16 protein-coding genes and 1 pseudogene are annotated in these 16,237 nt (G+C 64.0%); 15 read left to right on the top strand and 2 right to left on the bottom strand.

Translation table 11 applies throughout. The annotated features are described in order from the left end of the window. Positions 1 to 12: 12 nt before the first annotated feature. Positions 13 to 1,614 (bottom strand): peptidase M20, encoded by a 1,602-nt coding sequence (locus X743_RS162675; protein WP_031257494.1) that lies wholly within the window; start codon positions 1,612 to 1,614, stop codon positions 13 to 15. Positions 1,615 to 1,689: 75 nt separating this feature from the next. Here X743_RS162675 and X743_RS01000000168675 point away from each other — a divergent pair. The 5 genes and pseudogenes from X743_RS01000000168675 (at position 1,690) to X743_RS162695 (ending at position 6,646) form a co-directional block, all read left to right on the top strand. Further along, positions 1,690 to 2,597, top strand: a pseudogene (locus tag X743_RS01000000168675) (LysR substrate-binding domain-containing protein). 105 nt (positions 2,598 to 2,702) lie between these two features. Further along, positions 2,703 to 3,797, top strand: coding sequence for an ABC transporter ATP-binding protein (locus X743_RS162680; RefSeq protein WP_023764370.1), 1,095 nt, complete (start codon positions 2,703 to 2,705; stop codon positions 3,795 to 3,797). Between the two features lie 68 nt (positions 3,798 to 3,865). Further along, on the top strand, positions 3,866 to 4,981 hold the full coding sequence (locus X743_RS162685; RefSeq protein WP_023764369.1) for an ABC transporter substrate-binding protein: 1,116 nt from the start codon (positions 3,866 to 3,868) through the stop codon (positions 4,979 to 4,981). Between the two features lie 25 nt (positions 4,982 to 5,006). After that, the gene (locus tag X743_RS162690) at positions 5,007 to 5,840 is read left to right on the top strand and encodes an ABC transporter permease (protein WP_023764368.1); all 834 of its coding nucleotides are present in this window, start codon (positions 5,007 to 5,009) and stop codon (positions 5,838 to 5,840) included. Next, positions 5,840 to 6,646, top strand: a complete 807-nt coding sequence (locus X743_RS162695; protein ID WP_023764367.1) for an ABC transporter permease — start codon at positions 5,840 to 5,842, stop codon at positions 6,644 to 6,646. The genes X743_RS162690 and X743_RS162695 overlap by 1 nt, the downstream gene beginning before the upstream one ends. 33 nt (positions 6,647 to 6,679) lie before the next feature. Here X743_RS162695 and X743_RS162700 read toward each other — a convergent pair whose 3' ends face one another. After that, complete coding sequence (locus X743_RS162700; protein WP_023764366.1) at positions 6,680 to 7,747, bottom strand: glycosyltransferase; 1,068 nt, start codon at positions 7,745 to 7,747, stop codon at positions 6,680 to 6,682. Between the two features lie 45 nt (positions 7,748 to 7,792). On the opposite strand from X743_RS162700, the gene X743_RS1000000171935 reads away from it, so the two are divergent. The 10 genes from X743_RS1000000171935 (at position 7,793) to X743_RS162745 (ending at position 16,171) form a co-directional block, all read left to right on the top strand. Next, positions 7,793 to 8,128, top strand: a complete 336-nt coding sequence (locus tag X743_RS1000000171935; RefSeq protein WP_156934393.1) for a hypothetical protein — start codon at positions 7,793 to 7,795, stop codon at positions 8,126 to 8,128. Positions 8,129 to 8,260: 132 nt separating this feature from the next. Next, complete coding sequence (locus tag X743_RS162705; RefSeq protein ID WP_023764363.1) at positions 8,261 to 8,668, top strand: DUF3168 domain-containing protein; 408 nt, start codon at positions 8,261 to 8,263, stop codon at positions 8,666 to 8,668. 173 nt (positions 8,669 to 8,841) lie between these two features. Next, on the top strand, positions 8,842 to 9,141 hold the full coding sequence (locus X743_RS162710; protein WP_023764362.1) for a hypothetical protein: 300 nt from the start codon (positions 8,842 to 8,844) through the stop codon (positions 9,139 to 9,141). Between the two features lie 135 nt (positions 9,142 to 9,276). After that, on the top strand, positions 9,277 to 9,942 hold the full coding sequence (locus tag X743_RS162715; protein WP_013896433.1) for a response regulator transcription factor: 666 nt from the start codon (positions 9,277 to 9,279) through the stop codon (positions 9,940 to 9,942). Further along, positions 9,926 to 11,353 carry an ATP-binding protein gene (locus X743_RS162720; protein ID WP_023764361.1) on the top strand — a complete coding sequence of 476 codons (1,428 nt, stop codon included), beginning with the start codon at positions 9,926 to 9,928 and terminating at the stop codon, positions 11,351 to 11,353. Before X743_RS162715 ends, X743_RS162720 begins: the two co-directional genes overlap by 17 nt. A 187-nt stretch (positions 11,354 to 11,540) precedes the next feature. Next, the gene (locus X743_RS162725) at positions 11,541 to 11,978 is read left to right on the top strand and encodes a hypothetical protein (RefSeq protein WP_023764360.1); all 438 of its coding nucleotides are present in this window, start codon (positions 11,541 to 11,543) and stop codon (positions 11,976 to 11,978) included. A gap of 118 nt (positions 11,979 to 12,096) precedes the next feature. Next, complete coding sequence (ccmI, locus tag X743_RS162730) at positions 12,097 to 13,236, top strand: c-type cytochrome biogenesis protein CcmI (RefSeq protein ID WP_023764359.1); 1,140 nt, start codon at positions 12,097 to 12,099, stop codon at positions 13,234 to 13,236. A gap of 3 nt (positions 13,237 to 13,239) precedes the next feature. Continuing rightward, positions 13,240 to 13,683 (top strand): cytochrome c maturation protein CcmE, encoded by a 444-nt coding sequence (gene ccmE / locus X743_RS162735; RefSeq protein ID WP_013896429.1) that lies wholly within the window; start codon positions 13,240 to 13,242, stop codon positions 13,681 to 13,683. Positions 13,684 to 13,721: 38 nt separating this feature from the next. Beyond that, positions 13,722 to 15,707, top strand: coding sequence for a heme lyase CcmF/NrfE family subunit (locus tag X743_RS162740; protein WP_023764358.1), 1,986 nt, complete (start codon positions 13,722 to 13,724; stop codon positions 15,705 to 15,707). Beyond that, on the top strand, positions 15,704 to 16,171 hold the full coding sequence (locus X743_RS162745) for a cytochrome c-type biogenesis protein (RefSeq protein ID WP_013896427.1): 468 nt from the start codon (positions 15,704 to 15,706) through the stop codon (positions 16,169 to 16,171). The genes X743_RS162740 and X743_RS162745 overlap by 4 nt, the downstream gene beginning before the upstream one ends. Positions 16,172 to 16,237: the final 66 nt, after the last annotated feature.

Raw genomic sequence — 16,237 nt, 5'->3', positions numbered from 1 at the left:
CTCGTGCTCTGATCATGCGGTTTGATTGGGTTGACCGCTCGGTATCCACCAGTCGCGGCCGCGCGCGGTGGTGACATATTCGGGCCAGCGGAAATGGATCGGCGGTTCGTAGTCGCAGAGCGGCGCGATCCAGTTCGTACCGCCGATGCCGCCGCCGGTACGGGTGACGAACTCGTCCATCGCCGCATCGCGTGCGGTTTTGTCCTCGAGCAGGCGCAGCGCCGCCAGCGCGACCGTCTTGGCCGCGCAGATGACCATCGGATCAATCGTCGCGGCAATGCCGCCAAGCGCGTTCATCACCCAGGCCGGGTAGGGCTGGCCGCTTGCCGAACGCAGCGCCGGACGGGCGACATAGACCCTTGCCGTGGGCGCATGCCAGCTCATGTCGGTGTAGTCGTCGGAGGTCGAATTCAACTGTGACGGCGGCAGGTCACGGCGCAGGATTTCCTCGGCCTCCTGTGGCGAAATCAGCCGTTCCAGCTCGTCTATGAACGGGTTCTCGGTCGCGGTACCCCCGGCATTGACCTGGATTTCGCGCCCGACCGCCCTGGCGGCCTCGTCCCAGCGCGGCGGCCCGACCGTCGACAGCGCTGCATAGGCGATCTCGGCCATGGCATGGTTGGCAAGCCCCGGCCGCGACTTCGATACCCAGTGACGCTCGAATCGACAGCCGCTGATCGCGGCGGCGGCCGTGGCATTGCGATCGAGCACGGCAGTGACCTGTTCGGCCATGGCAATGGTCGGCGCGCGGATCATGTATTGGATCTCGGCCAGCCCCGCCGGCAGATTGTCGGCGGTGGCCTGGCCGGCGGTCAGGATCGCCTCGCTGATCGACCAGCCGCCCTGGTGCGGCAGCATGGAATCGCGCAGCGCCTTGGATGTCATGTACATCGTCATCAGCGCGTCGTTGGCGCCGGGCGCCCGCACCGCCGAATGCGCCTGCGGGATCGGTGCACCATCGCCTGTGCGAACCCAATTTTCGGGTTCGTCGCAGACGAAGCGGTAGATCATCGAATAGGCCGCGCCGCAATGCGTGTCCCAGCGCGCCGTGTTGCAGAGCGGCAGCATGTAGAAGGGATGGAACGAAATCATGCCGGCAAGGCCGTCATAATAGCCCTTGGCCGCGTGGATCGGCTTCGAGCCGCGCACCTTTTCTGCAGGTTCGCCGGTGAAGCGCAACGTGCCCGCAATGCCATGCCGCTGCATGGCAGCCTTGACGGCAAGCAGGCCGCCGAGGCTCGCCATGCCGAGCCCTGAATGCGGATCGGTGTGGCCCCCGGCCTCCAAGCCAAGGCCGGGCCGCGGCTGCTTCACGGTCACTGCGTCCTGGCAGTTGCCGGGCACCGCGTCATATTCGGCATAAAGGCCGATCGTCGGCCCGGCGCCATTCGTCCAGTGGGCGCAGAACGCGGTCGGCATGCCGCCCGAGCCTTCCTCGACGGAAAAGCCCTCATGCTTCAGCCGCGCGACATACCAGGCGGCCGACTGGTATTCGCGCCATGCGGTCTCGCCGAAATCGAAGATGGTGCGCGTCCACTGCGACAGCGACGGCTGGATGCCGTCGAGGCAGGCAAGCGCGGTCTCCTGCGCTGATGTCGTCACCGGTTTGTCCATGCGGCAAAGAAAGCAGTGAAGCGGCTCGCCAAAAAGTGATATGTTTTCCCGGTTCGTGCAAATTCGGTTCACCTCTTGAGAATTCCCTCCACACAGGCGCTGCGCGCCCTCGACAGCTTCGCCCGTCATGGCAGCGTCTGGCGCGCCGCCGATGAGCTGCACCTCACCCGCAGCGCGGTGAGCCATCAACTGCGCCTGCTCGAACGCGACCTCGGCTTCGACCTGCTTGAGCGCATCGGCAAGGGCGTGGCACTGACGCCGCGCGGCCAGCGCTATGCCAGCGACGTGCGCAAGGCGCTGACGGTGCTTGGCGATGCGGTGACGCGCGATGCTGGCACCGGCGTCGGCGGCTCGTTCGCCATCTCCTGCACGCCGGGCTTCGCCTCGTTGTTTTTATGCACCCATATCGGCGAGTTCCGGCAGATGTACCCTGACGTGGCGCTGCGCATCCTGACCCCCAGGCGGCTCGACGATGTCAGCAATGCCGACGNAATGCCGACGCCGATGCCTTCATCGCTTTCGGTGTCGGCAACTGGCCGAACCGCGCCGTCGAGCCGCTCTGTGAAATCTCGTTCACGCCGCTCTGCAGTCCGACGCTGCTAAACAAGGTCGGCGGCTTCTCCAGGCCGGCCGATGTGCTGCGCGCCAATCTGCTTCACCTCGACGACACCGAGGATTGGGCGCGCTGGCTGGCGCTGTCCAAGGTGGAAAACCCCGACACCGAGGGCGGCATCTTCTTTTCGGACATGAACCTCGTCTTCTCGGCGGCGATCGCCGGCCAGGGAATTGCCATGGGCGACGAACTGACCAGCCGACGGGCCTTGAGCGAAGGCCGGCTGGTCAGGCCGTTCGACATCGCGATCAAGTCGCCGCGTTCTTATTACCTAGTCTCCGAGCACGCGAAAGCAAGCCATCCGGTGCTGGAGGCGTTCGGGGGCTGGCTGAGATCGAAGCTCTCGGAGAACCCGGTCAGGCCATATTGACCGACCATAGATGAATCAAATTTGCCGATCAGGCGAAAACTATTCGGTTGCGGTGAGACGCCGGCCTGCCTACGATTTCCTCTTGGGACTGAGGAAGAAGGCAGGATGCAGCAACCCGGCCGGGCCGCAGAGATCAAGGCAATCGGGATCGGCAAGAGCTTCGGCTCGTTCCGTGCGTTGGACGATCTGACGCTCAATATCGGCCGCGGCGAGTTCCTGACCCTGCTTGGCCCCTCCGGTTCGGGCAAGACCACCTTCCTGATGATCCTCGCCGGCTTCGTGCAGCCGACCGAGGGCCGCCTCCTGAGCGACGGCACCGACATTACTAACCGTCCGGCCGAGCAGCGCGCCGCCGGCATGGTGTTCCAGGGCTATGCGTTGTTCCCGCATATGAGCGTCGAGGCCAACATCGCTTTCCCGCTTAAGGTCCGCAAGAAATCGGCCTCCGAGATCAAGAAGCGCGTCGGCGAGATGATCGAGCGCGTCGGGCTGGTTGGCCATGAGAAGAAATTGCCGTCGCAGCTCTCCGGCGGCCAGCAGCAGCGCGTGGCTCTGGCTCGCGCGCTGGTGTTCGAGCCGGGCGTGCTTTTGCTCGACGAGCCGTTCTCGGCGCTGGACAAGAGCCTGCGCGGACAGATGCAGGCCGAGATGAAGCGCCTGCATCAGGAAACCGGCACCACTTTCGTCTTTGTCACCCACGACCAGAGCGAGGCGCTGGCGCTGTCGTCGCGCGTCGCCATCTTCAACCACGGCAAATTGCTGCAGGTCGGCGCGCCTGATGAGGTCTACGACCGGCCCGACAACCGCTTCGTCGCCGAGTTCCTCGGCGAGATCAACATGCTGCCGCTGAAAGGGGTCAAGCCCACCGGCAGTGGTTCGACGGGCGTCTGCGAGGACCGCGCGGTCAGCATGCATTGCAAGGCCGAGAAAGTCCGTGGCGACGCAATCCTGGCAATCCGCCCCGAATATATGTCGATCGCAGGTGAGGCCGCCGCCGGCGAGAACGGCATTGCCGCCACCGCCACCGCCTCGACCTATCTGGGGGCGGCGACCAAGCTCGACCTTACAACGCGGCAGGGCGCCAGGGTGACCGTCTCGGTGCCCAACGAGGTCGCGGCCGCGGCGCTGAGCAAAGGCAATTCCGTCTGGCTGACCTGGCCGGCGGAAAAGGGTTTCCTCCTTCCGGAAGGAGGACAATGACCGCCGGCGTGGACCGATGGGACACGCAGGCTTCCGGGAATGATCAACGACAAAAAAGGGGAACTGACATGACAAACGATACCAAGAAACAAGCCATCGAGACGCTGTCCGCCAGGGCCGGTCGCGGCGAGATCTCGCGCCGCCAGTTCACGCAACTGGCAGCACTCGTGCTCGCCGGCACGCCGATGCTTTTGCGCTCGACCGGTGCCTTTGCACAGGCCAAGGAACTGGTTCTGGTGAACTGGGGTGGCGACGCCATCACGGCTTACGACGCCGCCTACGGCCAGGCTTTCACCAAGGACACCGGCATCACCGTCAAGATGGACGGCTCCGGCCCGACCGAAGGCGCGATCGCCGCGCAGTCCAAGAGCGGCGCCCCGACCTGGGACCTCGTCGACGTCGATCCATTCTCGGCCATCACGCTCGGCGCCCAAGGCGCGCTGGAGCCGATCGACTACAAGATCGTCGATAAGACGAAGATGCGGCCGGGCTTCGGCTGGGAGTATGCCGCCTCGACCTATTTCTTCTCCTACGTCATCGCCTATGATTCCGAGAAATACGGCAAGGACGCACCGACCGGCATGGCCGATTTCTTCGATGTGAAGAAATTCCCCGGCAAGCGCTCGCTCTACAAATGGGGCGTTTCGAGCTGGGAAGCCGCACTGCTGGCGGACGGCATCGCCCCGGCCTCGCTCTATCCGCTCGACCTCAAGCGCGCGCATGACAAGATCGCCGCCTTCAAGGAGAACGTCGTCGCCTATTGGGGCGGCGGCGCCGAGAGCCAGAGCGTGCTGCTTAACGGCGAGGCGTCGATGGCTATTGTCTGGTCGACCCGCGCCTCGCTGATTGAGCAGGACTCGGGCGGCAAGATCAAGTTCATCTGGGACCAGGGCCTGATCTCGCCCGGTGCCCTTGCCGTGCTCAAGAACAACCCCGGCGGCAAGGACGCGGCGATGAAGTTCATCGCCAGCGCGCAGGATCCGCAAAAGCAGCTCGTCATGTTCGACAAGCTGGGGCAGGGCCCGGCCAATCCAGCCGCCGACGCGCTGATCCCCGCCGACAAGAAGCGCATCAACCCGGTCGATCCCGAGAATATGAAAAAGCAGATCGCGCTCGACATGGACTGGTACGCCAAGAACTACGGGCCGGCGCTCGACGAATACACCAAGATCATCTCGGCCTGACCAAGGCCGGGATCATCGGGTCCAGATGAGAGCATATCTCTCCGACAGGATGGGCGCGGCGCTGTTGATGGCGCCGCTGCTCCTGTTTCTTGTCCTCGCCTATGCATGGCCGTTCCTCGGTGTCGTGAAGTGGAGCTTCACGCTGCCGACGCCGGGGCTCGGCCAGTACGAGGCACTGCTCACCGACGATCTGGTGCAGTCGGTGTTCATCCGCACATTGCGCATCGCGGCCATCGTCACGGTCGTCTCGGTTGCCGCCGCCTATGCGATAACTGTCGTCTGGGTGCGCGGCACGCCGGCGCAGCGCCTTGTCGCCGAATTCTGCATTCTGGTGCCGTTCTGGATCTCGGTTTTGACGCGCGCCTTCGGCTGGGTGGCGCTTTTGTCCAATCGCGGCCTGATCAACACCTGGCTGCAGGCGATCGGCTTCATCTCCGAACCACTGACCCTGGTGCGCAACGAGTTCGGCGTCATCGTCGGCATGACGCATTTCCTCATTCCGTTCGCCGTCTTTCCGCTCGCATCGGCCATGCGCAGCCTCGACGACCGGGTGCTGCTGGCGGCACGCGGGCTCGGCTCCAGCCGCATGCGCACTTTCTGGACCGTGTTCGTGCCGATGACCCGCTCCGGCATCATCGGCTCGGCGATGATCGTGTTCGTCTTCTCGCTTGGCTTCTTCGTCACGCCGGCGATCCTCGGTGGCGGCCGCAGCGTGATGATCGCCGAACTGATCTATCTCCGCATCTTCCAGAGCCCGGATTGGGGGCTGGGTGCGGCGATCAGCGTCGTACTGGTGCTGTTCGTCGGTGCGCTGATGGCGCTTCTGTTCCGTTATGTCAGACCGAAGCAGCTGATCTGATGCCGACCTATCGCCCCGGACCCGTCTCGCTGATCCTCGCCGTGCTGGTGGCGCTGTTCCTGCTTTTGCCGCTGCTCGCCGTCATCCCGGTGTCGCTGACGCCGAGCCGCATGCTGGCGATGCCGTCGGGCGAACTGTCGCTGCGCCACTATCGTTCGCTGATCGAGGATCCGCGCTGGCTTCAGTCGATCCTGCTGTCGATCAGGATCGGCATCGTCAGCAGCGCCATCTCAACCGTGCTGGCGCTCTGCTTCAGCCTTGGCGTGTGGATGTTCCAGCCGCGTTTCACCGCAGCCCTCGTCGGCTTCGTGCTGCTGCCGATGGTGGTGCCGCCGGTGGTCTCGGCGGTGACGCTCTATTTCCTGCTCACCTCGATCTCCGGCGTCAGCTCCTTCTTCGGATATGACACCTGGCTTGGCGTCGCCATGGCGCATTCGGTGATGACGGTGCCTTTCGCCACGGTGCTGATCCTGGTCTCGCTCAGCCAGCTCGACCGGCGCATCGATCTTGCCGCGCGCGGCCTCGGCGCCTCGGTGTGGGAGCGCGCCACCCGCGTCATCATGCCAAACATCAAGTTCGGCGTCGTCACCGCGGCACTGCTGTCCTTCGTGCTGTCCTGGGAAGAGATCGGCGTCACGCTGTTCATCACCTCGGTCAACGCCATCACCCTGCCAAGGCTGATGTGGATGGGCCTGCGCGACAACATCGATCCAGCCATCGCCGCCCTCTCGGTGATCCTGATCATCATCACCGTGCTGGTGCTGGCGGTGCGCAGCTTCGTGGTCCGGTTGCGCGGCAGGCCCTGACCACGGTCGGTGATCATCCTCCAAGGGCTTCGGCTACCCCATCGCGCGGCGGATCGTGCTGGACAGGCTGGCAAGGAATCTCGGCCGGGACGATGCGTCGAGCTTCCACGACAGCACCGCCATGGCCATTTGCCGCGGCAGCATGCCGACCGACAGGAACCAGCCGGCAAGCACGGCGCGGCGGCGCAGGGACGCCGACATTTCGAGGCTGGCGACAGCGCCCGCCGCGGCGAGCGCCAGCCGGGAATCATCGGCCACGGGGTGCCGGTGCCTGTCCGCGCAGAGCGACGCCAGCCGTTCTTCCAGGTGGACCGGATCATGGCGAACAACGTCTGCCGGCACGACGGTCAGGCCTACCTGCGATGCCTGGCCCGACAGCGCCTCCATGCGGTGGAAATCGTGCTCCACCCGCCAGCGCGCCCGCTCGGCGAGCCTTTCACCGAAAACCGAATGGTTGGCGCCGTGGATACGGTAAGCCCCGACACATTCATCGATGGACTGGACGTGGCCATGGAGTGGAGCCAGCGTCGCAAGGTAGCCGTCGGCGCCCTGACGGAAATCCGGTTCCGGAATCGGCATGATCGATTCCAGGGTCGTCCGGTCGAAGGCAAGCCCGCTGGTCACGGTCGTCTGGTAGCGCCCCTTGTGCAGCAGTTTCGGCACGACATCACCGCTGTCGAAGGGCAGTTCCGGCGGTGGAAAGACGTCCTTGATGTGTTGCCGCTCGTCGACAATGTGCAGTCTGGATTGCACCTGGGCAGTTGCCGCGTCCCAGGTGTCGACGATCCTGGAGACGGCCCCCGGATAAAGATAATCATCGGCGTCGAGGAAGAGGATGATTCTGCCCGAACTGGCGGCAAAGCCGGTATTGAAGGCAGCCGCATGCCCGCCATTCTTTCGTCTCGGACAAGCAAGGATCCTGTCGCCGTAGGATTCCATGATGGCCGTGGAATTGTCCTGCGATGCATCGTCGACGACGATGACTTCGACGTCGTCGTGGTCCTGCTCCAAGGCGCTGTCGATGCTGCGTTCAAGGAAACGCGCGTAATTGTAGTTCGGGATAATGATGGATACCGGGATTTTGTGGGCGGTGGACTGCATCGCATTCGACCTCGCGTCTTACGTTGATTTTGGCAAAACCCGCCCGTGGGCTGGCTCCTCTTCAAGCTCGCGCCGATCCGTCGGGAGACGGACCACATCTCTCTTTTGCGACTTCATGCAAAGCCGCCATCGCCTTCGAGGATCGCGGTGGCCGACTGGGTCAAGTGTGTGGCCGGCCAGCAAAGCGCCGACGCTCCGGCCATAGACCAAGCTCGACGAAAATGGCGTCGCGTTCGATCACAGTGGGACCGAAGCGGACGCCTTGAAGGCACGGTCGATGCTGGCCTTCAAATGCGGCTGGAACAAGCCCGCCGTCTGAAAACTGGCATGTGGATGTTTGCGCTTGGCGATTTCATCGTTAGTTTGCGCGACATCGGCTGAACGGGGTATCGGCAGGTTCTGAGACGAATCGCCATCGTCTTCGCGTCGCGAACGTTTATATCTGGCGGAACATGCAGACGGACAGGCTTGCGAAAGCCGATGTCGGTGGCGCAAGGCTTGAGGAAAAGGACGATGACCGCGCCCGGCGATTTGCAGCAGGCACTTTTTCTGAGACTGAAAGGCGACGCGTCCCTGTCGGCATTGCTCGGCGGTGCCGGGCTGCTGGAACGGGCGGCCGACAATGCCGCTTTTCCCTATGTGACCTGCGGTCAGACCAGTGCCTTCGACTGGGATACCGGCGTCGAAAACAACGACGATCAGCTGATCACGCTGCATGTCTGGTCGAAAGCCCAGGGCGAAGCCGAAACGCTTACCATCATGGACGCCATCAAGGCACGCCTTGACGACGCGGTGCTGGTCATCGGTCCTCGCGGCCAGACGCGGCTGTCGCTCGAATTCACCGAAGCCCGCTACGACGAGGAGCTCCTGGTGCATCACGGGCTGCTGCGGTTTCGCGCCCTGACGCAGGAAAATGCCTGACGCGCTTTCAATATGACCGAAACAGAGTCTAGACTGCCATTTCCCGGATTTCGTCGGGTTGGGGCGTCGAAATCACGGTTGGTCATCTGTGTTTTCAGGGGTGTAGCGGACATGTTTTGTGCTTCGATCACCGTTCATTTCACGTTCAGCACCGATGCGTTACAACGCTGGTCATGAAAACGCTCCGCTCCCATTTCCGAACCGCGACACTGGCGCTATGTGCTGCCGGGCTGTTTGCGTCGCAGGCGGTGGCGATGCCGGTCATTGCCCCCGACCAGGCCAGCCCGATCGTTCTGGCCGCGTCCGACTGCTATGCGATCGGCCAGCAGGTTGCCCAGCAGAATGGCGGAACGCTGGCCAAGGCCTCGCAGTCGACGCGCGGCGGCCAGCCGGTCTGCGTCATCGTCGTGCTGGTGCCCGGCAAGGACGGGCAGCGTCCGCGCCGTTCCGAGATCGTCGTGCCGCAGAACTGACCCGATCTTTCACCTTAGAGGCCGCGTTTCCCAGGACGCCGGAATCGGCCTATATCTGACCCCAATCTTCAATCCGACCCCAACCTGACCAAGTCTTCAGTCCAAAAAAGCTCTTCAACAGGTATCGATCTCCGCATGCGCGTACTCGTCGTCGAGGATGACAAGGATCTCAACCGCCAGATAGCCGACGCGCTGGTCGATGCCGGCTATGTCGTCGACCGTGCCTTCGACGGCGAGGAAGGCCATTTCCTCGGCGACACCGAGCCTTACGACGCAGTCGTGCTCGACATCGGCTTGCCGCAGATGGACGGCATCAGCGTGGTCGAGCGCTGGCGCCGCGGCGGCCGCAAGATGCCGGTGCTGATCCTGACGGCGCGCGACCGCTGGAGCGACAAGGTTTCCGGCATCGATGCCGGCGCCGACGACTATGTCACCAAGCCGTTCCATATCGAGGAAGTGCTGGCCAGGGTCAGGGCGCTTATCCGCCGGGCCGCCGGCCACGCTTCGTCCGAGCTCACCTGCGGGCCGCTGCGTCTCGACACCAAGGCGTCGAAGGCCGATGTCGACGGTGTGCCGCTGAAGCTGACCTCGCACGAATTCCGCCTGCTCGCTTATCTGATGCACCATATGGGCGATGTGGTCTCGCGGACCGAACTGGTCGAGCATCTCTACGACCAGGATTTCGACCGCGATTCCAACACCATCGAGGTCTTTGTCGGGCGGCTGCGCAAGAAGATGGGCATCGACATGATCGAAACCGTGCGCGGCATGGGCTACCGCATGCGTGAGCCGGAGGCGTAACTCGGAACCGCTCAAACCAATCGCAAGGACGCCGCTTTCGCTGCGTTTGTGGCCGCGCTCGCTGACGTTCCGCGTCATCGCCTTCTCCACGGTCTGGGCGATCCTGACCCTGGTCGTCATCTTCACCCTGATCACCACGCTGTACCGTCAGGCCAGCGAACGCGGTTTCGACAGCCTGCTCTCGGCGCATCTGTTCAATCTGATCGGCTCCATCGGCATTTCCGATACCGGAGCGCTCACCGGCGCCCCCGATCTCGGCGACCTCCGCTTCTCCGAGCCCAATTCGGGCTGGTACTGGTCGGTGGAACCGGCCTCGGAAGGCGTGCATGGCGATCTCCATTCTTCTTCGATGACCAGGGCCATCCCGTCGCCAAGCGTCGCCGAAGTGCCTTTCAATGCCAGCTTCCAGCGCAGCTATTCGGCCGAGGGTATCGACGGCGAGCAACTCGAAGTGTTCGAGAGCGAATTCGTCCTCGACGCCAAGAACCGTGCCGCGCGTTTCCGTGTCATGGGCAACCAGAGCGAACTCGAACAGGAAATCGGAACCTTCCAGCGCCGCCTGCTGACCTATCTCGGCCTGTTCGGCATCGGCATGATCGCCATCAACGCTATCGCCATCCTGCTCGGTCTGCAGCCGCTGCGCCGGGTCAGGAACGCGCTCGCCATGGTGCGCGAGGGCACCGCGCAGCGGCTCGACGGCCGCTTTCCAGCCGAGATCGAACCGTTAGCCAACGAAACCAACGCATTGATCGAAAACAACAAACGCATCGTCGAGCGGTCGCGAACCCAGGTCGGCAATCTCGCCCATTCGCTGAAGACGCCGCTCGCGGTGCTGCTCAACGAGGGCCGCGCGCTCGGCGGCGCCAAGGGGCAGTTGATCGCCGAACAGGCCGCCTCCATGCAGAAGCAGGTCGATCATTACCTGCAGCGCGCCCGCGTCGCGGCGCAGCGCGACAGCGTCGTCTACCGTACGCCGGTGGCCCCGCTGGTGCAGCGCATGGTGCGAGTCCTGCAGAAGCTCAATCCACAGACAAGCCTGTCGCTGACGCTGCCGGCATCCGAGATCGTCTTTGCCGGCGAGCGCGAGGATCTTGAGGAACTGCTCGGCAATCTTCTTGAAAATGCGATGAAATGGGCAAGGAGCGCGGTGTCGGTCTCGGTCGTCCCCTTGGTCGGCAAGGATGACCATCTGTTCGAGATCAGCATCGACGATGACGGCCCTGGCATTCCCGAGGACAGAGCGCGCGACGCGCTAAAGCGCGGAAGACGCCTGGACGAGACGAAACCGGGCACAGGTCTGGGGCTTGCCATTGTCGCCGACCTCGTCAACGAGTATGGAGGCGTTCTCGCGCTCGAACGGTCCGGCATGGGTGGATTGAAGGCGGTGGTGCGGTTGCGGAGCCTTCAGTGACGTTTCCCAGGGCCAATCGACACCGATGGACGGCACATGTTATGGCGGCATATCGATTGGTCCCGGAGCGGCCGGCAATGGCCAAATTTCCGACAAATATCAATACTATGGCGACGCCCACTTCTCCGATGACGCGGCCCCAGGCGCATCCATGGCAGGCTCCAACTCAAGAAAACCGGTTGTTGGCATGAAGATTCGCGTCGCGCTTGTTTCCGCATTGCTGGCCGTCTCCGGCTGCACCACCTTGAGCGGCAAGGGCCCGACCCTGACCCCGACACCGGCCTCGACGCCTCCTTCGGGCGGCAAGGTCACCACTTCGATCATATCCGCGATGGGCGGTGGCCTAATTGGCGGTTCGATCGGCAGCAGCCTCAGCGCAACGGAGAAGCGCAGCGCGCTCGAAGCCGAATACAAGGCGCTCGAATATACGACAAGCGGCCAGAAGGTGACGTGGAAAGGCGACCAGGCCTCGCGCTATGGCGAGGTGGTGCCGGCCCAGCCCTATCGCGTCGGTTCACAGGACTGCCGCCAGTACACGCAGACGGTGTTCACCGGCGGAGCCGGCGTCACCGCCCGCGGAACCGCTTGCCGCAACACCGACGGCAGCTGGACGCCGCTGACCTGATATCCCGGTTGGGAGCTGGTCGCTTGACGTCGATCAAGGACGTCAGGCGCGTCCGCCGTCAAAGCGTCGCAGGATGGACATGTTGGCAGGGCAAGTCTCTGCCTTTATTGGAAGAGCCATGCTGTTTTGGGTCATAGCCGCAATCCTGACGCTGGGCGCGAGCCTGGCGGTGCTGTTGCCGTTGGCTGCCGGCTCGAAAGGCGGCGCGTCGAGCGGCGACCACGATCTGGAAGTCTATCGCGATCAATTGTCCGAGCTTGACCGCGACGCCGCGCGGGGCCTGATCCAGTCGGCGGAAGCGGCCGAGGCACGCGCCGAGATCGCCCGCCGCATCCTGCGCCTCGACAATGCGGATCCAGCCGGCAAGGCATCGGCCAGGCCGGCGTCGGCCACGTCAAGACTTGTCGCGACCGTCGCGGTGCTGGCGGTGCCGTTGGTCAGCTGGGGTCTTTACAGCCAGCTCGGTTCGCCCGACCTGCCGTCACAGCCGCTCAGCGAGCGGTTGGCCAAGAACCCGGCCGACAGCTCGGTCGACGAGTTGGTCGCGCGGGCGGAGGCTCACCTTGCCGCCAATCCTTCCGACGGCCGGGGGTGGGATGTGCTGGCCCCGGTCTATCTGCGCATGCAGCGCTTTTCCGACGCGGCCGCCGCCTACCGCAACGCCATTCGTCTCGACGGCGACAGTGCTGTCCGTCAGGCCGGCCTTGGCGAAGCGATCGCCGGTGCGGCGGGCGGCATTGTTTCGGCCGATGCCCAGGATGCTTTCGAGGCGGCGCTGAAACTCGATCCGGCCAATGCGAAAGCCAGTTTCTATCTGACGGTGGCCTTGGCGCAGGAGGGGCGAACCAAGGAAGCGGTTGCCTCCTGGCAGGCGATGCTCGGCACGCTGCCGCCGGATTCACCGTGGCGCGGCGCCATCGAGCAGGCATTGGCCAAATCCGGCAATCCCGAAGTCGCTTCCGGCGCGGCCGCGAAAGGGCCCGATGCCGCCAATGTCGACGCCGCGTCCTCCATGTCGCCGCAGGACCGCGAAGCCATGATCAACACCATGGTCGCGGGTCTCGACGACAAACTGCGGCAAAATCCGCGTGACGCGGAAGGATGGATGCGGCTCGTTCGTTCCTACGTCGTGCTGGGCAAGGCCGATGAGGCGCGCGATGCTCTCCATCGCGCCATTGCCGTTTTTGGGGCCGACAGTGACGAAGCGAAGAAATTCACCACCTTTGCCGCCTCGCTCGGCCTGGCGGCGACGGAGTAGAGCATGACGCGCAAGCAGAAACGATTGTCGGTCATCGTGGGCGGACTGGCTTTCCTGGGCGCCGCCACCGGACTGACCTTCTACGCGCTCGGCCAGAAGGCATCCTATTTCTACATGCCGGCCGATCTCGCCACAGCCAGCGTCCAGCCGGGACAGCGCATCAGGCTGGGAGGGCTGGTCGAGAAGGGCACCATCGAGCGCGGGCAGGGCGCGACCGTCGCCTTTTCGGTCACCGATACACATAAATCGGTCAAGGTCACTTACACTGGCATCCTGCCGGACCTTTTCCGCGAAGAACAGGGCGTCATCACCGAGGGCACCTTCGGCCCGGACGGCGTCTTTGTCGCCGACAGCGTGCTGGCCAAGCACGACGAGCGCTACATGCCCAAGGAAGTGGCCGATGGCCTGAAGGCCAAGGGCGTCTGGCAGGAGAGCAAGAGTGAATAGCTCTGGCAGGAGAGCAACGGTGAATTACAGGTACAGTCATGGTTGAAACCGGACATTTCGCCCTGGTCCTGGCATTCGCGCTTTCGCTGGTGCAGACGATCGTGCCGCTGTTTGGCGCGCGCCTGAACAACCAGCGCCTGATGGCTGTCGGTGGCCCGGTCGCGGTGACCGGTTTTGCGTTGACGGCGCTGTCTTTCGTCGCGCTGGCCAGCGCTTATGCGAATTCCGACTTCTCGGTGGCGAGCGTCTGGGAAAACTCGCATTCGTTGCAGCCGCTGATCTACAAGATCACCGGGACCTGGGGCAACCACGAAGGCTCGATGCTGCTCTGGGTGCTGATCCTGACCTTTTTCGGCGCGCTTGTCGCCGCTTTCGGCTCCAACCTGCCGGCAACGCTGCGGGCTAATGTTCTGGCCGTGCAGGGCGCCATCGGCGCTACCTTCTTCCTGTTCATCCTGGCGACGTCCAATCCGTTCATCCGGCTCAATCCGGCGCCGATCGAGGGCCGCGATCTCAACCCGGTCCTGCAGGATCTCGGCCTCGCCATTCACCCGCCGCTGCTCTATCTCGGCTACGTCGGTTTCTCGATCTGCTTCTCCTTCTCGGTCGCGGCCCTCATCGAAGGCCGCATCGATGCCTCCTGGGCGCGCTGGGTGCGGCCATGGACGCTGGTCGCCTGGATGTTCCTGACCGGCGGCATCGCCATGGGATCGTACTGGGCCTATTACGAACTCGGCTGGGGCGGCTTCTGGTTCTGGGATCCGGTCGAGAACGCCTCCTTCATGCCGTGGCTGGCAGGCACCGCGCTGCTCCATTCGGCCATCGTCATGGAAAAGCGCTCGGCCTTGAAGATCTGGACGCTGCTGCTTGCCATCCTCACCTTCTCGCTGTCGCTGCTCGGCACCTTCCTGGTGCGCTCGGGCGTCCTGACCTCCGTCCATGCCTTCGCCACCGATCCGACACGCGGCATTTTCATCCTGTGCATATTGACGCTGTTCATCGGCGGCTCGCTGTCGCTGTTTGCGCTGCGCGCCTCGAAGCTGACAGCCGGCGGCCTGTTCCATCCGATTTCGCGTGAAGGCGCGCTCGTCCTCAACAATCTGTTCCTGACGACGGCGACCGCCACCGTGCTCGTCGGCACGCTTTATCCGCTGGTGGTCGAGGCCCTTTCCTCGGACAAGATTTCGGTCGGAGCGCCATTCTTCAACCTGACCTTCGCGCCACTGATGGTGCCCCTGCTGGTGATGGTTCCCTTTGGGCCGCTGCTGGCCTGGAAACGCGGCGATGTCTTCGCGGTCGCGCAGCGCCTGATGATGGCATTCGGCGGCGCCCTCCTGGCTGCACTGGTCACCGCCCTGTTCATCGACGGCGCTTCCGTATTGGCGGCCATTGGCGTCGGACTTGCCGTCTGGCTGATCCTCGGTGCGTTCACCGACATCGCCGTCAAGGCGGGGTTCGGCAATGTCACGACGGGGAACATGGTCCGGCGCCTGCTTGGCTTGCCGCGCTCGGTCTTCGGCACGGCTTTCGCCCATCTCGGCCTTGGCCTGACCACGCTGGGCATTGTCGGCACGCTTTGCTTCGGCACCGAGAGGATCCTGTCGATGCATGCCGGCGAGACGGTGGAATTGTCCGGCAACACGCTGCGTTTCGTCGGGCTCTATCCGGCCCAGGGCCCCAACTACAGCGAGGATCGCGGCCGCTTCGAACTGATCGGCGTCAGCGGCAGTCCCATCGGCGAAATCAGCTCGGCCAAGCGCTTCTTTCCGGTGCGGCAGACGACGACGACGGAATCCGGCATCAAGACCCTCGGTCTTTCCCAGCTCTACATTTCGCTCGGTGACGAAGGCAAGGACGGCTCCGTCGTGGTGCGCTTGTGGTGGAAGCCGCTGGTGACGCTGATCTGGGGCGGCGGCCTGATGATGATGGCGGGCGCGGCCATGTCGCTGATGGACAGGCGCTTGCGGGTCGGCGCACCCTCGCGGCGCCGCAAGACGGCGGTGGCGCCAGCGGGCCTGCCATGAAGACAAGGTTCTCGCTGACGTCGATTGTCCTGCTGCTGGCGCTGCTCTTCGCCGGTGCGGCGCAAGCGGTGAAGCCTGACGAGATGCTGGCCGATCCGGCGCTGGAGGCGCGAGCCCGGGCGCTGTCGGAAGGCCTGCGCTGCATGGTCTGCCAGAACCAGTCTATCGACGAATCCGATGCCGATCTGGCCCGCGACCTGCGCATCCTGGTGCGCCAGCGCCTCGTCGCCGGCGATACCGACCAGCAGGTGATGGACTATGTGGTTTCGCGCTACGGCGAGTTCGTGCTTTTGAAGCCGCGCTTCGACCTGCGCAACGCGCTGCTTTGGGGCACGCCCGTCATTCTGCTTCTGGCAGGCGGCATCTTTATCGCCTTCAACGCCCGTTCTCGCCGGCAACTGGCGACAAAATCCCTCTCTGCCGATGAACAGGCGGCGCTGGACGCGATCCTGCGCCGGGACTGACTGCGAAATGGCGTGAAGGGTGAGGTCTTCCGACAGACAGGGTCGACCGCCAACATTACCAAAGTT

The sequence above is a fragment of the Mesorhizobium sp. LNHC232B00 genome (genome assembly GCF_000502435.1).
GTDB lineage: Bacteria > Pseudomonadota > Alphaproteobacteria > Rhizobiales > Rhizobiaceae > Mesorhizobium > Mesorhizobium opportunistum.
The sequence above is the reverse complement of the archived record's forward strand: the minus strand, read 5'-3'. Positions and strand labels throughout refer to the sequence as shown.

Excerpts from the sequence above, each read along its gene's own strand:
- X743_RS162675 (WP_031257494.1), bottom strand. The coding sequence starts at position 1,614 with ATGGACAAACCGGTGACGACATCAGCGCAGGAGACCGCGCTTGCCTGC.
- X743_RS162680 (WP_023764370.1), top strand. The coding sequence starts at position 2,703 with ATGCAGCAACCCGGCCGGGCCGCAGAGATCAAGGCAATCGGGATCGGC.
- X743_RS162685 (WP_023764369.1), top strand. The coding sequence starts at position 3,866 with ATGACAAACGATACCAAGAAACAAGCCATCGAGACGCTGTCCGCCAGG.
- X743_RS162690 (WP_023764368.1), top strand. The coding sequence starts at position 5,007 with ATGAGAGCATATCTCTCCGACAGGATGGGCGCGGCGCTGTTGATGGCG.
- X743_RS162695 (WP_023764367.1), top strand. The coding sequence starts at position 5,840 with ATGCCGACCTATCGCCCCGGACCCGTCTCGCTGATCCTCGCCGTGCTG.
- X743_RS162700 (WP_023764366.1), bottom strand. The coding sequence starts at position 7,747 with ATGCAGTCCACCGCCCACAAAATCCCGGTATCCATCATTATCCCGAAC.
- X743_RS162705 (WP_023764363.1), top strand. The coding sequence starts at position 8,261 with ATGACCGCGCCCGGCGATTTGCAGCAGGCACTTTTTCTGAGACTGAAA.
- X743_RS162710 (WP_023764362.1), top strand. The coding sequence starts at position 8,842 with ATGAAAACGCTCCGCTCCCATTTCCGAACCGCGACACTGGCGCTATGT.
- X743_RS162715 (WP_013896433.1), top strand. The coding sequence starts at position 9,277 with ATGCGCGTACTCGTCGTCGAGGATGACAAGGATCTCAACCGCCAGATA.
- X743_RS162725 (WP_023764360.1), top strand. The coding sequence starts at position 11,541 with ATGAAGATTCGCGTCGCGCTTGTTTCCGCATTGCTGGCCGTCTCCGGC.
- ccmI (WP_023764359.1), top strand. The coding sequence starts at position 12,097 with ATGCTGTTTTGGGTCATAGCCGCAATCCTGACGCTGGGCGCGAGCCTG.
- ccmE (WP_013896429.1), top strand. The coding sequence starts at position 13,240 with ATGACGCGCAAGCAGAAACGATTGTCGGTCATCGTGGGCGGACTGGCT.
- X743_RS162740 (WP_023764358.1), top strand. The coding sequence starts at position 13,722 with ATGGTTGAAACCGGACATTTCGCCCTGGTCCTGGCATTCGCGCTTTCG.
- X743_RS162745 (WP_013896427.1), top strand. The coding sequence starts at position 15,704 with ATGAAGACAAGGTTCTCGCTGACGTCGATTGTCCTGCTGCTGGCGCTG.